This is a genomic window from Marinobacter sp. (assembly GCF_048259445.1).
Lineage (GTDB): Bacteria > Pseudomonadota > Gammaproteobacteria > Pseudomonadales > Oleiphilaceae > Marinobacter.
Map to the genome: position 1 here is coordinate 53248 of NZ_JBLXHQ010000022.1, position 14885 is coordinate 68132.

The following is a 14885-nucleotide window of genomic DNA, read 5'->3' on the forward strand; positions in this document are numbered from 1 at the left end:
TCCCTCAACGCCCCGTCTCAGGCGGGGCCTAAAACGACTTTATAGCGAACCATTATGACCCCAGTAATTGCCCTTGTCGGTCGGCCGAATGTTGGCAAGTCGACACTATTCAACCAGATGACGCGTTCCCGCGATGCGCTGGTGGCTGATTTTCCTGGCCTGACCCGGGATCGTAAATACGGTGAGGGCACCTACGAAGGTCAACGTTTTATTGTTATTGATACCGGTGGTCTTACGGGCATAGAAGAGGGGCTGGATGTTGAAATGGCCCGGCAATCACTTCAGGCCATTGATGAGGCAGACATCGTTCTGTTTCTGGTCGACGGGCGTGCGGGGCTCATGGCAGGTGATGAGGTAATAGCTGATCACCTGCGCCGATCGGGTAAACAGGGCCACCTGGTGGTTAACAAGACTGATGGTCAGAACCCTGACATCGCTGCAGCTGACTTCTACAGCCTCGGGTTCGAATCTGTATTTATGATAGCGGCGTCCCATAATCGTGGCGTTCGATCCATGCTGGAGTTGCTTCTGCCCTCTGAAGAAGACCGGGTCGAAGCAGATCGCGCAGATCAGTATCCGGGTATTCGTATAGGGATTGTAGGTCGCCCGAATGTAGGTAAATCGACCCTGGTTAACCGAATGTTAGGGGAAGACCGTGTTGTTGTTTATGACATGCCTGGCACCACCCGGGACAGTGTTTACATTCCCTATGAGCGGCACGAAAAGCAATACACACTGATTGATACCGCAGGCGTCCGACGTCGCAAAAACGTTAATGAAGCGGTCGAAAAGTTTTCGATAATCAAAACGCTTAAGGCCATTGATGATGCCCATGTGGTAATACTGGTTATCGATGCGCGAGAAGGGCTAGTAGATCAGGATCTGCACCTGATTGGTTTTGTACTTGATGCAGGCCGCTCACTGGTGGTTGCAGTCAATAAATGGGACGGGATGGATCCGGAAGAGCGTGCCAAGGTCAAAGAGCAGGTGAAGCGTCGCCTGGACTTTCTCGATTACGCCGACAAACACTATATATCCGCACTCCATGGATCTGGCGTGGGCGTTATGTATGAGTCGGTAGAAGCCTGCTACGAATCTGCTATGGCCAAGTGGCCAACAAATCGATTGACCACGATCCTTGAGGATGCAATCTCCCAGCACCAGCCTCCGTTGGTTCGCGGGCGCAGGATCAAGCTGCGCTATGCCCACCAGGGAGGTTCAAATCCCCCGGTTATTGTTGTTCATGGCAATCAGACAGCGGCCTTGCCGGGTGCCTATAAGCGTTATCTGGAAAACACGTTTCGCAAGGTTTTGAAGGTTACTGGCTCGCCCATACGGTTTGAGTTCCGTTCCAGTGAGAATCCTTTCGCAGGTAATGTGGACAGGAAAACGCCGCGGCAAAAGGTCAAGCAGGATAATGATCTGAAGGCAGGTCGCCGTGTGAAAAAGACCCGTCAGAAAAGTCTCAAGCGCTGACAGGCCTTTTGTTGAGCGGGGCGGCTCAGACCAGCCCCGCGTCCTCTACCTGCTTTGCCTGTACCGCTGTCAACGCGATAGTGAACACGATATCCTCTACCAATGCACCCCGTGACAGGTCATTCACCGGCTTTCTGAGACCCTGGAGCATAGGTCCGATACTCACCACATTTGCGCTTCGCTGAACTGCTTTGTAGGTGGTATTCCCGGTGTTGAGATCGGGGAAGATGAACACCGTCGCTTTACCTGCCACTTTGCTTTCCGGTGCCTTGCTGCGGGCCACGCTCTCGATGGCTGCGGCGTCGTATTGCAGCGGGCCGTCAATGAGCAGGTCTGGCCGGCGTTCCCGGGCAATCCTGGTTGCTTCACGAACCTTCTCTACATCGTGCCCGCTTCCGGACTCGCCAGTGCTGTAGCTAATCATGGCGACAATAGGTTCAATACCAAAAGCTTCCGCTGATTCGGCACTCTGAATGGCAATATCAGCGAGCTCTTCGGCGTTTGGATCAGGGTTAATCGCACAGTCGCCATAGACCAGAACCTGCTGTGGCAGCAGCATGAAGAAAACCGAGGAGACCACCCGGGCCTGTTCGTGGGTCTTGATCAGCTGCAGAGCAGGGCGCACCGTGTTGGCTGTGGTGTGTATGGCCCCCGAAACCAGCCCGTCGGCTTCATCCAGAGCGACCATCATGGTACCCATAACGACATTGTCCTCAAGCATGGCTTCCGCCATGTCCGGGGCCAGACCCTTATGTTTACGCAATTCCACCATCGGCGCGATATAGTCTTTGCGCACCCGGGCGGGATCAATTATTTCAATATCGTCGGGTAGCTCAAGACCTTGCGAGGCTGCGACATTTCGAATTTCGGCTTCGTCACCGATCAGAGCGCAGCGGGCAAGACGACGCTGGTGGCAGATGATGGCGGCCTGAACAGTGCGTGGTTCACTACCTTCCGGAAGCACGATGCGCTTGTCGGCTGCGCGTGCGCGCTCTGACAGCTGGTAGCGGAACGCAGGTGGTGACAACCGGCTCTGAACCTCAACGCGAAGGTGTTCCTGAAGCCAGTCGGTATCAATGTTTGTTGCAACTGTCTCCATTGCCTTTTCGACCCTGTCGGGGTCGTCGACAGGTATCGCGGTAGAAAGGTTCGCCAGCATATGAGCGGTTTCATAGGTATTTGTTTGCGAGCTCAGCACCGGCATGCCGGTATGCAGCGCACGGGAGCAAAGATCGATTACGCGCTGATCCGGCATAAGCCCACCCGTCAGCAGAAGGCCAGCCAGGGGCACACCGTTCAAAGCCGCAACTGCGGTCGTTACAATAATGTCTTCACGATCTCCGGGGGTAACCATTAATGTGCCCGGGCTCAGGGTTTCCGTCATGTTACGGATAGACCGGGCGCAAACAGAGACTTTCTGGACCCTGCGGGTATGCATCTGGCCTTCGTACAGCACGGGGAAACCAAGCTCTCGGGCAATATCAGACACCCGGGGAGCCAATAAATCGGATTGCCAGGGAATTTCGCCCAGTAAACGGAAACGGCCTTCCCGGAAGACCTTGCAGTCGTTCCGGTAGTCAACTGTTTCGGATTCGGTCTGGCTGGCATTGCTGTAGGGTTCAAGCCCCGATCTTCCAGGATCACCAAGCTTGTTGAGGATGACCGCAATAACGTCCTGTGCGGACACATCGGAAAAAATGCGTGCGGAAAAATCCAGTTCTTCGTCCAGTTCAGTCGCGTTGCTTTTGCCCGGCGTGCTGACCAGCACTACATCGGATCCGAGGTTTCGGGCCACTTCCACATTTAGTCGGGCTATGTATGCTTCGCGGCGATCGGGAACAAGGCCCTCAATGACTACCACGTCGACATCTTTGGCAACTTTTTGATACTCACCAACCACTGTTTCCATCAGTAAATCGGACTTTCCGCGGTTCAGCCACTGTTGTGCTTTTTTGAGAGGAATCGGGTCGGGTGGCTGAAGGTGGCTGCGCGAGCGTACAAAGTTAACAGATGAATCTTTGCCATCATTATGTATGGATTCTCCCAGATTAACCGACTGCGAAAAGGGTTTGTAGAATCCAACACTGATACCCACACGCTCCATGGCGCGTAACAGGCCCAGACATACTGACGTAAGCCCTGAATCTATAGATGTCGGGGCAATAAACAGGCTTTTGGCCATAAAGGAATTCCAGATGGTTACTTGGTAGTTCTTTAAAAGTTGGCGGCCAGGCGCACGGCCTCGCGGGCGATTACAAGTTCTTCGTTGGTCGGGATAACCATAACCGGGAAGCGCGAAGCAGCATCGTCTATTCTACCGTCGCTGTATCCGCCGTGATGCTCGTTCATGTCGGCATCGATATCAAACCCCAGAAGCCCCAGATGACTCAGGGTTTTCTCTCTTACCCGGCTGCTGTTTTCTCCAATACCGCCCGTGAATACCAGGGCATCGAGATGTTTTAGCGAAGCCATCATGGCCCCGACGTATTTTGCCAGGCGAAAGCAGAATATCTCAATGGCGAGAGCAGAGGGCTCGTGGCCATGATCGGCCAGCTCGCAAAGTGTTCGCATATCGTTGGTCTGGCCAGAGATTCCGAGCAGCCCACTTTTATGATTCAGTAATTTATGTACCTCGTTCAGCGGAACGCCTCGCGTGCCGAGATAGTCAAAGATCCCCGGATCGATATCGCCACTGCGGGTTCCCATAACCAGCCCTTCGAGTGGTGTAAGCCCCATGCTCGTATCGACGCTGAGTCCATCTCTGATCGCGGCTATGCTGCACCCATTCCCGAGGTGAGCTGAAATAATGGACGTTGTCGCCAGTGTTTTTCCGAGCCGGCGGGCCGCTTCATTTGCCATAAAAAAGTGGCTGGTACCGTGAAAACCATAACGGCGCACACCCCAGTCGCGATAGTAAATCTCAGGCAGTGCATACAGGTATGCGCGTGGGGCAAGCGTTTGGTGATAAGCCGTGTCAAATACAGCAATTTGTGGGATATCCGGAAACAGCTCCCGGGTTGCTTCAATTCCCGCAATATTGACCGGGTTATGAAGGGGGGCAAGGCCGGCACAGTCATTGATGGACTCAACCACACCATCATCAATCAGAACGGCTTCGCGAAAGGTTTCACCACCGTGAACAACACGGTGGCCGATTGACGTTGGCGCCGTGGGCATCAACTGTCGTTCACGTAGAGTCGAAACCAGTGCCTGAAGGGCTTGCTTGTGATTGGCACCCGCCGGGAGAGCGACAGTGCGATTGTCACCATCAATTCGGGCAAACGCATCTTTCACGTTAAGACGTTCAGCTGTTGCTGATGCAAGCTTGTTCTCATTTTCGTCGAACAGGGCAAGCTTCAAAGAAGAACTGCCACAGTTGACAACAAGAATGGATTTTTTCATTTTCTCAAACCTTCCCGGATGTCAGGTTGGTACACGGTGATTGAGTTTTAGCCACTCATTAAACTCTTCAGCAGGGAGGGGACGGCTGTAAAAATAGCCTTGTGCGAAATCGCAGCCTTCCTGTCTCAGGAACAGGGTTTGAGCCTCATCCTCAACGCCTTCGGCAACAACGGTCAGCCCGAGGCTGTGAGCCATATTGATAATGGCGCGCACAAGGGTCGCGTCTTCAGGCTCTTTCATCACATCCTGGACAAATGATTTGTCGATCTTGAGCGTATCAAAGGGATAGCTCTTGAGATAGCTGAGTGCTGAGTAGCCAGTACCGAAGTCATCGACAGACAGGCGTATTCCTGCGCGGTCCAGGTTTCTGAGAATCTCAGCTGTTTCTATCGAGTTATCAAGAAGCAGGCGCTCCGTAATTTCGAGTTCCAGCCTTTCAGGAGCCAGGTCATTATTGGAGAGGGCGCGCATAACTGCTTTGGTAAATCCGGGATCACGAAACTGACGCGGAGATACGTTAACGGATATGCCGATGTCCTGGCCGGTTGCTGCCTTCCAGCTGGTAGCCGCAAGGCAGGCCTGCTCCAGAACCCACTCTCCTATAGGGATAATCAGGCCGGTCTCTTCGGCCAGAGGAATAAAACGGTCGGGCATGATCATGCCCATTACCGGATTCTCCCATCGTAATAGCGCTTCGGCTGCTCTCAGGTTACCGGTTCTGGTTTCTATGATTGGCTGGAAGTAGAGCTCCATTTCCTGCAATTCAATAGCCCGTCGCATACGGGATTCCATTTGCAGGCGCTCATGGGACACCTCGGACATTTCCGGGGTAAAGTGCGCATAGGAGCTCTTGCCCTGGTGTTTTGCCTGGTACATGGCAGCGTCGGCGTGTTGGAGAAGGGTGCCGCTGTTGTCGGAGTCCGTAGGATAAATGGCAATGCCGATGCTGGTTGTAACGAAGACTTCCTGGCCATTCAGGGAGTATGCGGGAGTAAAAGTTTTCAGAATACGTTCCGCAACCTGTGAAGAGGATTCGGAACCGGCGAGGCCTGGCAGAATCACGAGAAATTCATCGCCACCGAGCCGCGCAACAGTGCTGGTTCCCCGCAGGCAGCTGGAGATTCTTCTGGCTGCTTCTATAAGCAGATTGTCACCGGCGTCATGGCCCAGCGTGTCGTTAATATGCTTGAAGTTATCGAGATCCAGAAACATGACGCCAACCATGGTGCTTTCGCGACGAGCTTGAGCCAGGGCCAGCTTTAGCCTGTCCAGAGCAAGCATACGGTTGGGTAGGCCGGTCAGGATGTCGTAGTTGGCCTGGCGCAGTAATTGCTGCTCATAACGCTTTCTGATGCTGATATCCTCGCCCAGAATGAGGTAGCCCGTGGCGTCACCGGCACTATCTTTTATGGGCGTAACGATTAGTTGTTCCCAGAACCGCTCTCCATTGCGTCGTACGCTGTTAACCTCACCCTGCCAGACACCAACCCGTTGAACCTGTAACCGGATGGATTGCCATAGGTGTCGGTTGTCACGGTTTTCCAGGTTATCGTCGCTTAAAGCGCCGGGGTGCCGGCCAACAATGGATTTTGCATCATAGCCGGTGAGCTGGGTGAATTTGTGGTTGGCAAACTCGACCCGCCATTGACGATCGCAGATAACAACGGAAGAGGGGCTTTGCTCGATTGCTTTGGAGAATTTGTGGATTTCTGCAGCGTCTCGTTTCTGGCGAGCCATGTCGTCGTTCAGTCGCTCGCGCATCTGGTTAAACGCTTCGGTTACGCGGCCGATTTCATCTTTACGATGCGAGGGTGTGTCCGGGCGGTCGAGTGTAAGCGGGGTGCTCAGGTTTGCCAGGGAGAAGTCTTTTGCATAATTCGCCATGGTCGTGAGATGGCGGGCAACAAAGTGCTGGAACACCCATATGATCAGTATCGATACGAAAAACGTTTTCAGGAACTGGGTGGCCATGATGATGCCGACCTTTACCTTCATTTCCTGGTAAACGCGGTCCAGATTAGCGGTTACCGTGAGTTCGCCGAGCTTGAACGCTTCATCACCCTGGTGAACAAGATCGAACTTATGCGACTGGGTATCAGCTCCGCGTGGGATTTCACCCATTACAAGCTCGGAATCCGGCTCAATGCCAAGACGAAGATGTACGACGTCTGGCAGGCTTAGAATGCCCTCCATTTGAGTCTGGAGTAGTTTTTGATCAAGAGCCCAGAGACTTCTTGCGAGACTGGAGGCATACCCTGATTCAACAACCTGCATACGGCTGTCAATCTGGGCAAGGTCTTTCCGGTAGTCGGAGTAGATCTGAATGGCTGAGGCAATCAGAGTGAAAGCCGAGCTGAACAAAAGTATCCAGGCAAGCAACCTGAATGACAGGGGAGAGCCTGTGCGGAAACGTTGAATGCGCGTCGGTAGTCTTGGCATCTCGTAACTTCAGCCACCCTGACCGGTTGATAAATGCTGAAAGTCTATCAACCGACGACTATAACAGCCCCGCTCTGTAAATTCCTTGCATATGCGTGAAAAGGTGAGAGAAACATGCTCGGTTCGATGTTTTCTGAATTTTCCGGTTTGAAGAGCGATGTTATCCATTGACGCAGATCAACATTGATATCCCGTAATAACGTAACCTGAGCTTAATCAAGTTTGGTACTAGGCAGGAGAAAAATTATGTATATGGATGCAGTGGTTTTCGCCGGAATCGCAACTGTATTGCTGATGGTCGTGTTCTTTGTTGGCGTTGGCGTTTTTGTCATGCGCGATCAAAAAGCGCATGGAGAAGAACATCAAAAGAAAGGTTTGAAGACTGGTGGAAAACCGGCCTGATAAGGGGCTGTGTAACCCTCTTGTCAGTAAAGCTTGTTTCTGCTTCCGGAGTCGAAAACCTGTGAAGCAGAAATGGCGTCCCCTAGGGGGTTCGAACCCCTGTTGCCGCCGTGAAAGGGCGGAGTCCTAGGCCACTAGACGAAGGGGACGCAACGCTTCAAAACCGTGCCTCGTCGAGGTGGCGCGTATATTAAGAAAGCCTTCCTCGACTGTCAACGCTTTTATTGAAAAAAGAACGTTTTAATCCGTAGCGTCTTCAAGTGCTTTCTCGAGCGCAGGGTATTGGAACACGAACCCGGAACTGGTCAGCCTTGCAGGAATCGCTTGCTGGCCTGTCAGTAACAGACGTGACATCTCCCCCAGAGCCAGTTTAAGAACCGGTGCAGGTGCAGGAAATATTGCCGGGCGCTTGAGAGTGCTCGCCAGGCAGCGCGTGAATTCGCGGTTTGTCGCTGGATTGGGGCTCACCACGTTATAAGCTCCAGAGGCTTCGGGCGTCTCCAGCATCCAGATAAGCGCTGCCACAACATCATCACGATGGATCCAGGGCATGTACTGATGGCCATTACCAAGGCGTCCACCCAGTCCAAGCTTGAACGGCAGTATCATGCGCTGCAAGAAACCGCCGCCGGGACCAGCAACCACTCCGGTTCTGGACAGGCACACGCGCACCTGCTTCGATTCCAGTACCAGGGCAGCGTCCTCCCAATCTTTGCATAGCCTGTGGGTAAACTCATCATGAGGCGCTGTATCTTCAGTTACCAGAGTTGATCCCTGGTCGCCATAAAAACCAACCGCTGATCCTGAGACCATTGCCTCTGGCGGTTTTGCCCAGCTGGCGATGATGTCTGTAAGAGTGTTGGTGAGGCCAATGCGGCTATCGCGAAGAGCCTGCTTTCGGTGGTCGGTCCATCGTTTATCTGCGATGCCTTCTCCTGCAAGGTTAATCACAGCGTCGAAACCCGGGTGAGACCTCAGGTTCTCAAGATCGGAGATAACTTCAACCTGGCCGCATAAAGAGCGCACTTTATCTGCAGCTTGCCGACTTAATACTGCCAGCTCATAACCTCGCTTCAGTAACTCGTGGCATAGCACATGACCGATAAACCCTGTGCCACCAGTAATCAGTACGCGCTTTTTCATGGCTGTAATCCTTATTGCCCGGTGTTCTGGTCAAGTTGAAGGGTGACTACATCCTTGATCGCCTGGCCCAGAAGCGGGTTCTCTCCGATAGGCGGAGATAATCGTATGCTTGCCCCTGTGGATTGTTCCAGAGCCTCGATCATGGCCGGCACATCCTTGCGTAAGTGGCGCCCGGCTGCCAGGAACAGGGGTACAACGGTGAACTCACGGGCGCCTTCCGCAACTCCATCCTGAACGACTGCCTCCAAAGAGGGCTCGGCCAGTTCCATATAAGCGATTCGGGAATTGCTGACAGCTTCAAGGGTCGGATTTGCGAGGGTCTCGAAAGTGTCACACCAGCGTTTGTCGCTGCTGCCGTGTGCTAACAGAATGATCCGGTTGCTGTTCATTAAAGCTCCTGAATAGTGGTAACGAAGGTGTCTGTCGTAATTTACGATGAGGGCCGTTATTCTCTGCCAATCCCGTCAATCAAGATAGCAGGGTATATTCTAATGTTCGATTGGAAAGACATTCTGGATTTCTGGTTCGGAGATTTTGATGAACATGGGCTGCCTGACAGCTTCCATCGCAACCGTTGGTTTCGATCAAGCAAGCGGTTCGATCAGGAAATTCGGCGCCGGTTTCTTTCCATGGTTCTGTTTGCATCTGAGCAGGGCCTTGATCACTGGCGCAAAGCGGCAGGCGGCAGGCTGGCCGAAATCATACTGCTTGATCAGTTCTCCAGAAATATTTTTCGGGGCGGGGCGCTGGCCTTTGAGCAAGACAGGCTTGCGAACAAGCTCTGCAAAGAAGCCATGCGCAAGGGCCATGATATGGCGCTTCCCCCGATGCAGAGGGCGTTTATCTATATGCCCCTTGAACACTCTGAGCGTCTTGAAGACCAGGCCCTCTCAGTTGAGTGTTATGAACAACTGGTGGCCTCATCTTCGGGGGTGCTCCAGGAATTTTTGAAAAGTTTCCTGCGTTCGGCGCGTGATCATCAGGCGATTATCGGGCGTTTTGGTCGGTTTCCTCACAGAAATCAGGCACTCAATCGACCGTCTACCGAAGCTGAGAAGGAGTATCTCGCAAGTGCCAGCCGGTTCGGGCAATAAAAAGTTTGAAAGTAGGTTGACGAAAGGGGTGGGATGCGTAAAATACGCACCCGTTGAGAGGCAATGCCTTACAACAGATAAGCGGGAATAGCTCAGTTGGTAGAGCGCAACCTTGCCAAGGTTGAGGTCGCGAGTTCGAATCTCGTTTCCCGCTCCAGATTCCGGAAACCCGGCCTCGAAAGAGACCGGGTTTTTTGTTTTTGGTTATACTGGCGGTCTCGTTAACACTTAGCCCTGCTCCGGAGATGCGCCTTGTGAAAGTCCACTCGCTCTATATCTACCCGGTCAAGTCTCTCGCCGGTATTCAGGTATCGTCATTCGAAATGGATGATTTCGGTCCAGAAGGTGACCGTCGCTGGATGATCGTTGATAAAGATCGCAACTTTGTGACCCAAAGAACCCTGCCAGGCCTTGCGAAGATTACTACTTCTGTTTCTGACCTCGGCGTCAGTATCCTTATTCCCGGTGAGGGTAGTTTTGCGCTCAAGGCAACGGATGATGAATTGCGCGTGTTGGTGTGGCGTGATTGGGTAAAAGCTCAGGAGGGCGAATCTGCAGCAAGCGAAGCGCTGAGCCGGTTTTGCGGTGAGGATTTACGTTTTGTCTATATGCCGGACTCGTCGTTTCGGCGTGTTGATGCGGGTCGGGTTACCGAATACCGTCGGGTAGGTTTCGCTGATGGGTTCCCCTTTCTGATTGTCAATCTGGCGTCGCTGGGGGAGCTGAATGGTCGTCTTGAGGAGCCGGTAGATATGCGCAGGTTCCGGCCCAATATTGTTGTTGAGGGTTTGGTTGCGTGGCAGGAGGATCGCTGGAGTGAACTTGTGGTGGGAGAGCAACGGTTTTCCATTGTTAAGCCCAGCTCCCGTTGTGTTCTGACAGCGGTCGATCCGGATACCGGAGTCAAAGATCCCGGTTTGCAACCCTTGAGGATGCTTTCTGGCTATCGAAAAACGGCCGACGGTGTAATTTTCGGTCAGAATGCAATTCACGAATCACCCGGAGTTATCCGTGTGGATGATTCCGTCACTGTTATTGAATCGGAGTAGAACAAAACGTGCCACTGTTAACGCTGGACTCGATTTCCCTGGCCTTCGGGATGCACCCGCTGCTTGATCAGGCGTCTCTGAATATCGATGCCGGAGAACGCGTGTGTCTCCTGGGGAGGAACGGTGAAGGTAAATCAACCCTGCTCAAAATTGTCAGCGGCGAAGTTTTACCAGATGGCGGGAAAGTACGCCTTGAGGACGGTGCTGTTCTGGCCGTTCTACCACAGAATCTCCCATCGGACGATTCGAGAACGGCTTACGAGGTTGTGTCTGGTGCCTTCCCTGAAACCGGTCAGCTTCTCGCTGAATTTCACACGCTTACGCAGTCTGCCGACGAGGCCAGCCTCAATCGGATGATGAAAGTTCAGGAGCGCATTGAAGCACTTGACGGCTGGCGTCTTGATCAGAAAGTTACGGCGGTGCTGGCACAATACGGCATAGACCCGGATCAGCGGCTCAACACGCTCTCTGGTGGCTGGCAGCGTCGAGTACTGCTGGCCCGTGCTCTGGTGGGGGAGCCCGATATTCTGTTGCTGGATGAGCCCACCAACCATCTTGATGTGCCAGCGATTGCGTGGCTTGAGGAAGCGCTTGGAGCTTTTCGTGGGGCGATGCTGTTTGTGAGCCACGACCGTGCATTTATAAGGCGCATGGCTACCCGCGTTGTGGAGCTGGATCGTGGCAAGCTGATCAGTTTTGCGTCTACTTATGACCGTTATCTGGAGCTCAAGGAAAAAGCGCTTGAGGAGGAGGAGCGGGAAAATGCACTTTTCGACAAGCGCCTGAAACAGGAAGAGGCCTGGATTCGCCAGGGTATCAAAGCCCGCCGTACCCGTAATATGGGCCGCGTGAGGGCGCTTAAAGCCATGCGGGAAGAGCACCGCCAGCGCCGGGTGCGCGGCGGAACTGCAACCTTTGCAGTGGAAGATGCTGCGCGTTCAGGCAAGCTTGTGGTCGAGACTGTTGATGCAGGTTTTGCGTATCCCGACGGAACACCGGTTATCCGCGATATGAACCTCACCGTGCTCCGGGGCGACAAGATCGGTCTTGTGGGAGAAAACGGTACCGGTAAAACAACGCTGGTGCGTTTACTGCTGGGGGATCTTGAGCCTACTGAAGGGGTGGTTCGCCTGGGGACGAATCTGAAAGTTGCGTATTTTGATCAGCTTCGTGGGGAGTTGGACCTGAGCCGCAATGCGCTTGATAACCTGTCTGAGGGCCGTGAATTCATAGACATCAATGGCCAGAGTAAGCATGTGCTCGGGTACTTGCAGGAATTCCTGTTTACACCAGAGCGGGCACGCTCACCTGTGCGGGTGTTTTCCGGAGGCGAGCGAGCCCGGCTTTTACTGGCCAAATTGTTCAGTAAACCGGCAAACATTCTGGTGCTTGATGAGCCAACCAACGACCTCGATGTCGAGACTCTGGAATTGCTGGAGGAGCAGCTTGCCGAGTTCGCCGGCACAGTAATCGTTATCAGCCACGACCGTGAGTTTCTGGATAACGTTGTGACAGAGACCGTCTTTCTGGATGGGTCTGGACGGGTGCGAGAATACGTGGGCGGCTACAGTGACTGGCGCCGACAGGGCGGTTGTTTCCCTGCCGAGGCTAACGGCGCGCGCCCTGATCGCCATGACAAGGCTGCGAAATCTGGTAAACAGAGTCGCTCACCTGAGAGTGAGGCGAAGAGTATTCCTGCTACTCAGGGTGGCGGTGCGAACAAATCCGGAACGGCGAAGCTCAGCTATAAACTGAAACTTGAGCTTGAGCAGCTGCCAGGGCAGATAGAAGCCCTGGAACTGGAGGTTGCCCGCATTCAGGAACGCATTTCATCAGTAGATTTCTACTCGGGGCCTTCCGATACGGTTGCAGCTACACTGCAGGAGCTGGAGCAAACTGAAGCTCGCCTGGAAAAAGTGATTGAGCGATGGATGGAGCTAGAGGAGCAAGCACTTAACTAAGCTTGCCGGAGATATAAAAAGCCCGTGAGCATAATCTGCTCACGGGCTTTTTATCATGCCGTATTCGGCTGAGGGGTGTCAGCGAATCCGGATAGCCAGAACGTCACATTCAGTTCCGTGCAGAACGCCGTTGGCGGTTGAGCCCAGAAGGAGTTGAAAACCTTTTCGGCCGTGGCTTCCCACAATCACCAGGTCCGCTTCCTGTTCCTTGGCCAGACGATGAATCTCAGATTCAGGCCGACCGATGGTCACAATCTGGTTGGTCTTATCAACACCATATTCATCGCCGTATGCGGCAAGCTGTTCCCTGGCTGCTTTATCGAGCTGATCCTGCAGCTCTGTCAGGTCCATGGGGATATCACCGCCGTACGCGTAACCTACTGGCTCTACAACGTGTACCAGAACCAGATTTGCACCATGCGCTTCACACATGGCTTTGGCTTTTTCCAGTACCTGTGGCGCTTCTTCGGTAAGATCTATGGCAACAAGCATTTTCTTGTATGCAGACATCCCTGACTCCTTCGTGTTCGGACTTTCTTACAGCATAATACGAGACAGCGGTGGGGGAAAGAGGTACCGGGATTCTCAGGTATTTTGCTGAAGTACGCCGATAGCTGTGGTCAGGCTTTCAAGAATCCGTTTTGAATACCTGTCTATGACAAAACCTACGTTGTTTTCGTTGTAATTGATGTAGGAGCCGCGGATGAATTGCCATTTGGCAGCGACGTCATTCAGAAGATCTTTCAGCTCGCCCTCACTCTTTCCTTCCACAACAGTCGCCAGAAGTTGATCAAATTCCTTTGCCTGTTCATCGAGAGGTTTTTCGGTGGATGAACCTTGAAACGTTTGAGCAACGGATGAATTGGTTCTAACCGAATACTTTGCCATCATCTGGGCGATCTTCACCGCGCCCAACCTTGCAGCTTCCACTCGCGGGTCGGTTTCTGTCTGCGAGTTTTCCTGGGCGACCTGGTAAAGCTCGGTCGCGGTATCGTTCATAACCAGAGCTTGATTGGCCATATCGGAGACCAGGCGCAAATCCGGGTATCCGGTGTTACGAACATCATTGATGTTGTCGCGCATCAGGGCTTTGAATTTGTCGAATTCACTGTTGAGCCCTTCAATCTGATCATTGGTCAGAACGCCGCTTGTGCTTTTGGCGAGCAGATTCATGGAGTCGTTGGCTGTATTGATACCCGCAACGATCTCGTTCAGGGTGTCGGTGGTGCCGCTTCCTATGAAGCGGTAGTAAGCATCCAGAGACACGTAATTGCTTACACGAAAGCTGTGAAGCTGCGACAGGAAGTCGTCAGCAACCTGCGCCCGGGCACTCATGGACGTGAGCATTAAAAGCAGAAGGGCGGAGACCAGAGAATGCGTCCGCAGGCGGGTGGTTTTCATCGGATGAGTCTCCGTAATGCGTTTATTATTGTGTACCAAAGTCGTAGAACGAAGGTAAAGTAACTTCCCCGGCCAATCAAGCGGTTTTGCGGGCACCGGTTCGGGTAAATGTAAACATTTTTGAAATTTGCGTGATGAAGCTCAAGGTTTTTCTCTGTTTTCGGGCGTAGCTGACTGAAAAAAAACATTTATGCCTTGAGGAGTTGTCGTAATTTCAGATAGATGGTGCGTGTTAAGAAAGAAACAAATTGACAAACGTTCTGTTTTTTCTCATCGTGTGCCTTCACGATTCAAACGACTGTATGAATTTTTGAGTCGATTAATCGGGCAGTGACAGAAATCTCGCTGCATAAAACAGCTCTGGCAGCTCGTCGTTGAGCCTCGCCAGAATTGGAAGCAGTTCCAAACACAGACTGGAGATCAGTTGATGATTTACGAAGGTAAAGCCATCACGGTTAAAGAGATCGAAGGCGGGATCGCTCAGTTGGACTTCGACTTGCAAGGCGAGTCGGTAAACA

General features: G+C 52.9%; 13 protein-coding genes and 2 tRNA genes. 7 read left to right on the forward strand and 8 right to left on the reverse strand.

The window, feature by feature from the left end; translation table 11 throughout:
- The first annotated feature begins 54 nt into the window (after positions 1-54).
- On the forward strand, positions 55-1476 hold the full coding sequence (gene der, locus ACN0RL_RS15145; RefSeq protein ID WP_417518254.1) for a ribosome biogenesis GTPase Der: 1422 nt from the start codon (positions 55-57) through the stop codon (positions 1474-1476).
- Between the two features lie 25 nt (positions 1477-1501).
- Here der and pta read toward each other — a convergent pair whose 3' ends face one another.
- The 3 genes from pta to ACN0RL_RS15160 are packed head-to-tail and all read right to left on the reverse strand — an operon-like array spanning position 1502 to position 7317.
- Positions 1502-3658, reverse strand: a complete 2157-nt coding sequence (pta, locus tag ACN0RL_RS15150; protein ID WP_417518256.1) for a phosphate acetyltransferase — start codon at positions 3656-3658, stop codon at positions 1502-1504.
- 32 nt (positions 3659-3690) lie between these two features.
- A complete protein-coding gene (locus ACN0RL_RS15155; protein WP_417518258.1) occupies positions 3691-4878 on the reverse strand; it encodes an acetate/propionate family kinase in 1188 nt (395 codons plus the stop codon).
- Positions 4879-4899: 21 nt separating this feature from the next.
- Positions 4900-7317 carry an EAL domain-containing protein gene (locus ACN0RL_RS15160; RefSeq protein WP_417518260.1) on the reverse strand — a complete coding sequence of 806 codons (2418 nt, stop codon included), beginning with the start codon at positions 7315-7317 and terminating at the stop codon, positions 4900-4902.
- A gap of 246 nt (positions 7318-7563) precedes the next feature.
- On the opposite strand from ACN0RL_RS15160, the gene ccoM reads away from it, so the two are divergent.
- Positions 7564-7719, forward strand: coding sequence for a cytochrome c oxidase subunit CcoM (gene ccoM / locus ACN0RL_RS15165; RefSeq protein ID WP_417518262.1), 156 nt, complete (start codon positions 7564-7566; stop codon positions 7717-7719).
- Positions 7720-7792: 73 nt separating this feature from the next.
- Here the strand turns inward: ccoM and ACN0RL_RS15170 are convergent.
- The 3 genes from ACN0RL_RS15170 to ACN0RL_RS15180 all read right to left on the reverse strand — a co-directional run bounded on the left by ACN0RL_RS15170 (position 7793) and on the right by ACN0RL_RS15180 (position 9251).
- Positions 7793-7868: transfer RNA gene (locus ACN0RL_RS15170), tRNA-Glu, on the reverse strand.
- 91 nt (positions 7869-7959) lie between these two features.
- A complete protein-coding gene (locus ACN0RL_RS15175; RefSeq protein WP_417518264.1) occupies positions 7960-8862 on the reverse strand; it encodes a TIGR01777 family oxidoreductase in 903 nt (300 codons plus the stop codon).
- 11 nt (positions 8863-8873) lie between these two features.
- Entirely contained in the window at positions 8874-9251 is a 378-nt protein-coding gene (locus tag ACN0RL_RS15180; RefSeq protein WP_417518266.1) for a sirohydrochlorin chelatase, read from the reverse strand.
- A gap of 102 nt (positions 9252-9353) precedes the next feature.
- On the opposite strand from ACN0RL_RS15180, the gene ACN0RL_RS15185 reads away from it, so the two are divergent.
- From ACN0RL_RS15185 to ACN0RL_RS15200, 4 genes are all read left to right on the forward strand, one after another.
- A complete protein-coding gene (locus tag ACN0RL_RS15185; protein ID WP_417518268.1) occupies positions 9354-9956 on the forward strand; it encodes a DUF924 family protein in 603 nt (200 codons plus the stop codon).
- A gap of 81 nt (positions 9957-10037) precedes the next feature.
- Positions 10038-10113 (forward strand) — tRNA-Gly (locus ACN0RL_RS15190).
- Positions 10114-10201: 88 nt separating this feature from the next.
- Entirely contained in the window at positions 10202-11005 is an 804-nt protein-coding gene (locus tag ACN0RL_RS15195; RefSeq protein WP_417518281.1) for an MOSC domain-containing protein, read from the forward strand.
- A gap of 8 nt (positions 11006-11013) precedes the next feature.
- Positions 11014-12966, forward strand: a complete 1953-nt coding sequence (locus ACN0RL_RS15200; protein WP_417518270.1) for an ATP-binding cassette domain-containing protein — start codon at positions 11014-11016, stop codon at positions 12964-12966.
- Between the two features lie 78 nt (positions 12967-13044).
- Here the strand turns inward: ACN0RL_RS15200 and ACN0RL_RS15205 are convergent, their stop codons facing one another.
- A complete protein-coding gene (locus ACN0RL_RS15205; protein ID WP_417518272.1) occupies positions 13045-13476 on the reverse strand; it encodes a universal stress protein in 432 nt (143 codons plus the stop codon).
- A 75-nt stretch (positions 13477-13551) separates the two neighbouring features.
- The gene (locus ACN0RL_RS15210) at positions 13552-14367 is read right to left on the reverse strand and encodes a hypothetical protein (RefSeq protein ID WP_417518274.1); all 816 of its coding nucleotides are present in this window, start codon (positions 14365-14367) and stop codon (positions 13552-13554) included.
- A gap of 427 nt (positions 14368-14794) precedes the next feature.
- Between ACN0RL_RS15210 and ACN0RL_RS15215 the strand changes: the two genes are divergently transcribed.
- On the forward strand, positions 14795-14885 hold a 91-nt coding region (locus ACN0RL_RS15215), incomplete at its 3' end, for a hypothetical protein (RefSeq protein ID WP_417518283.1).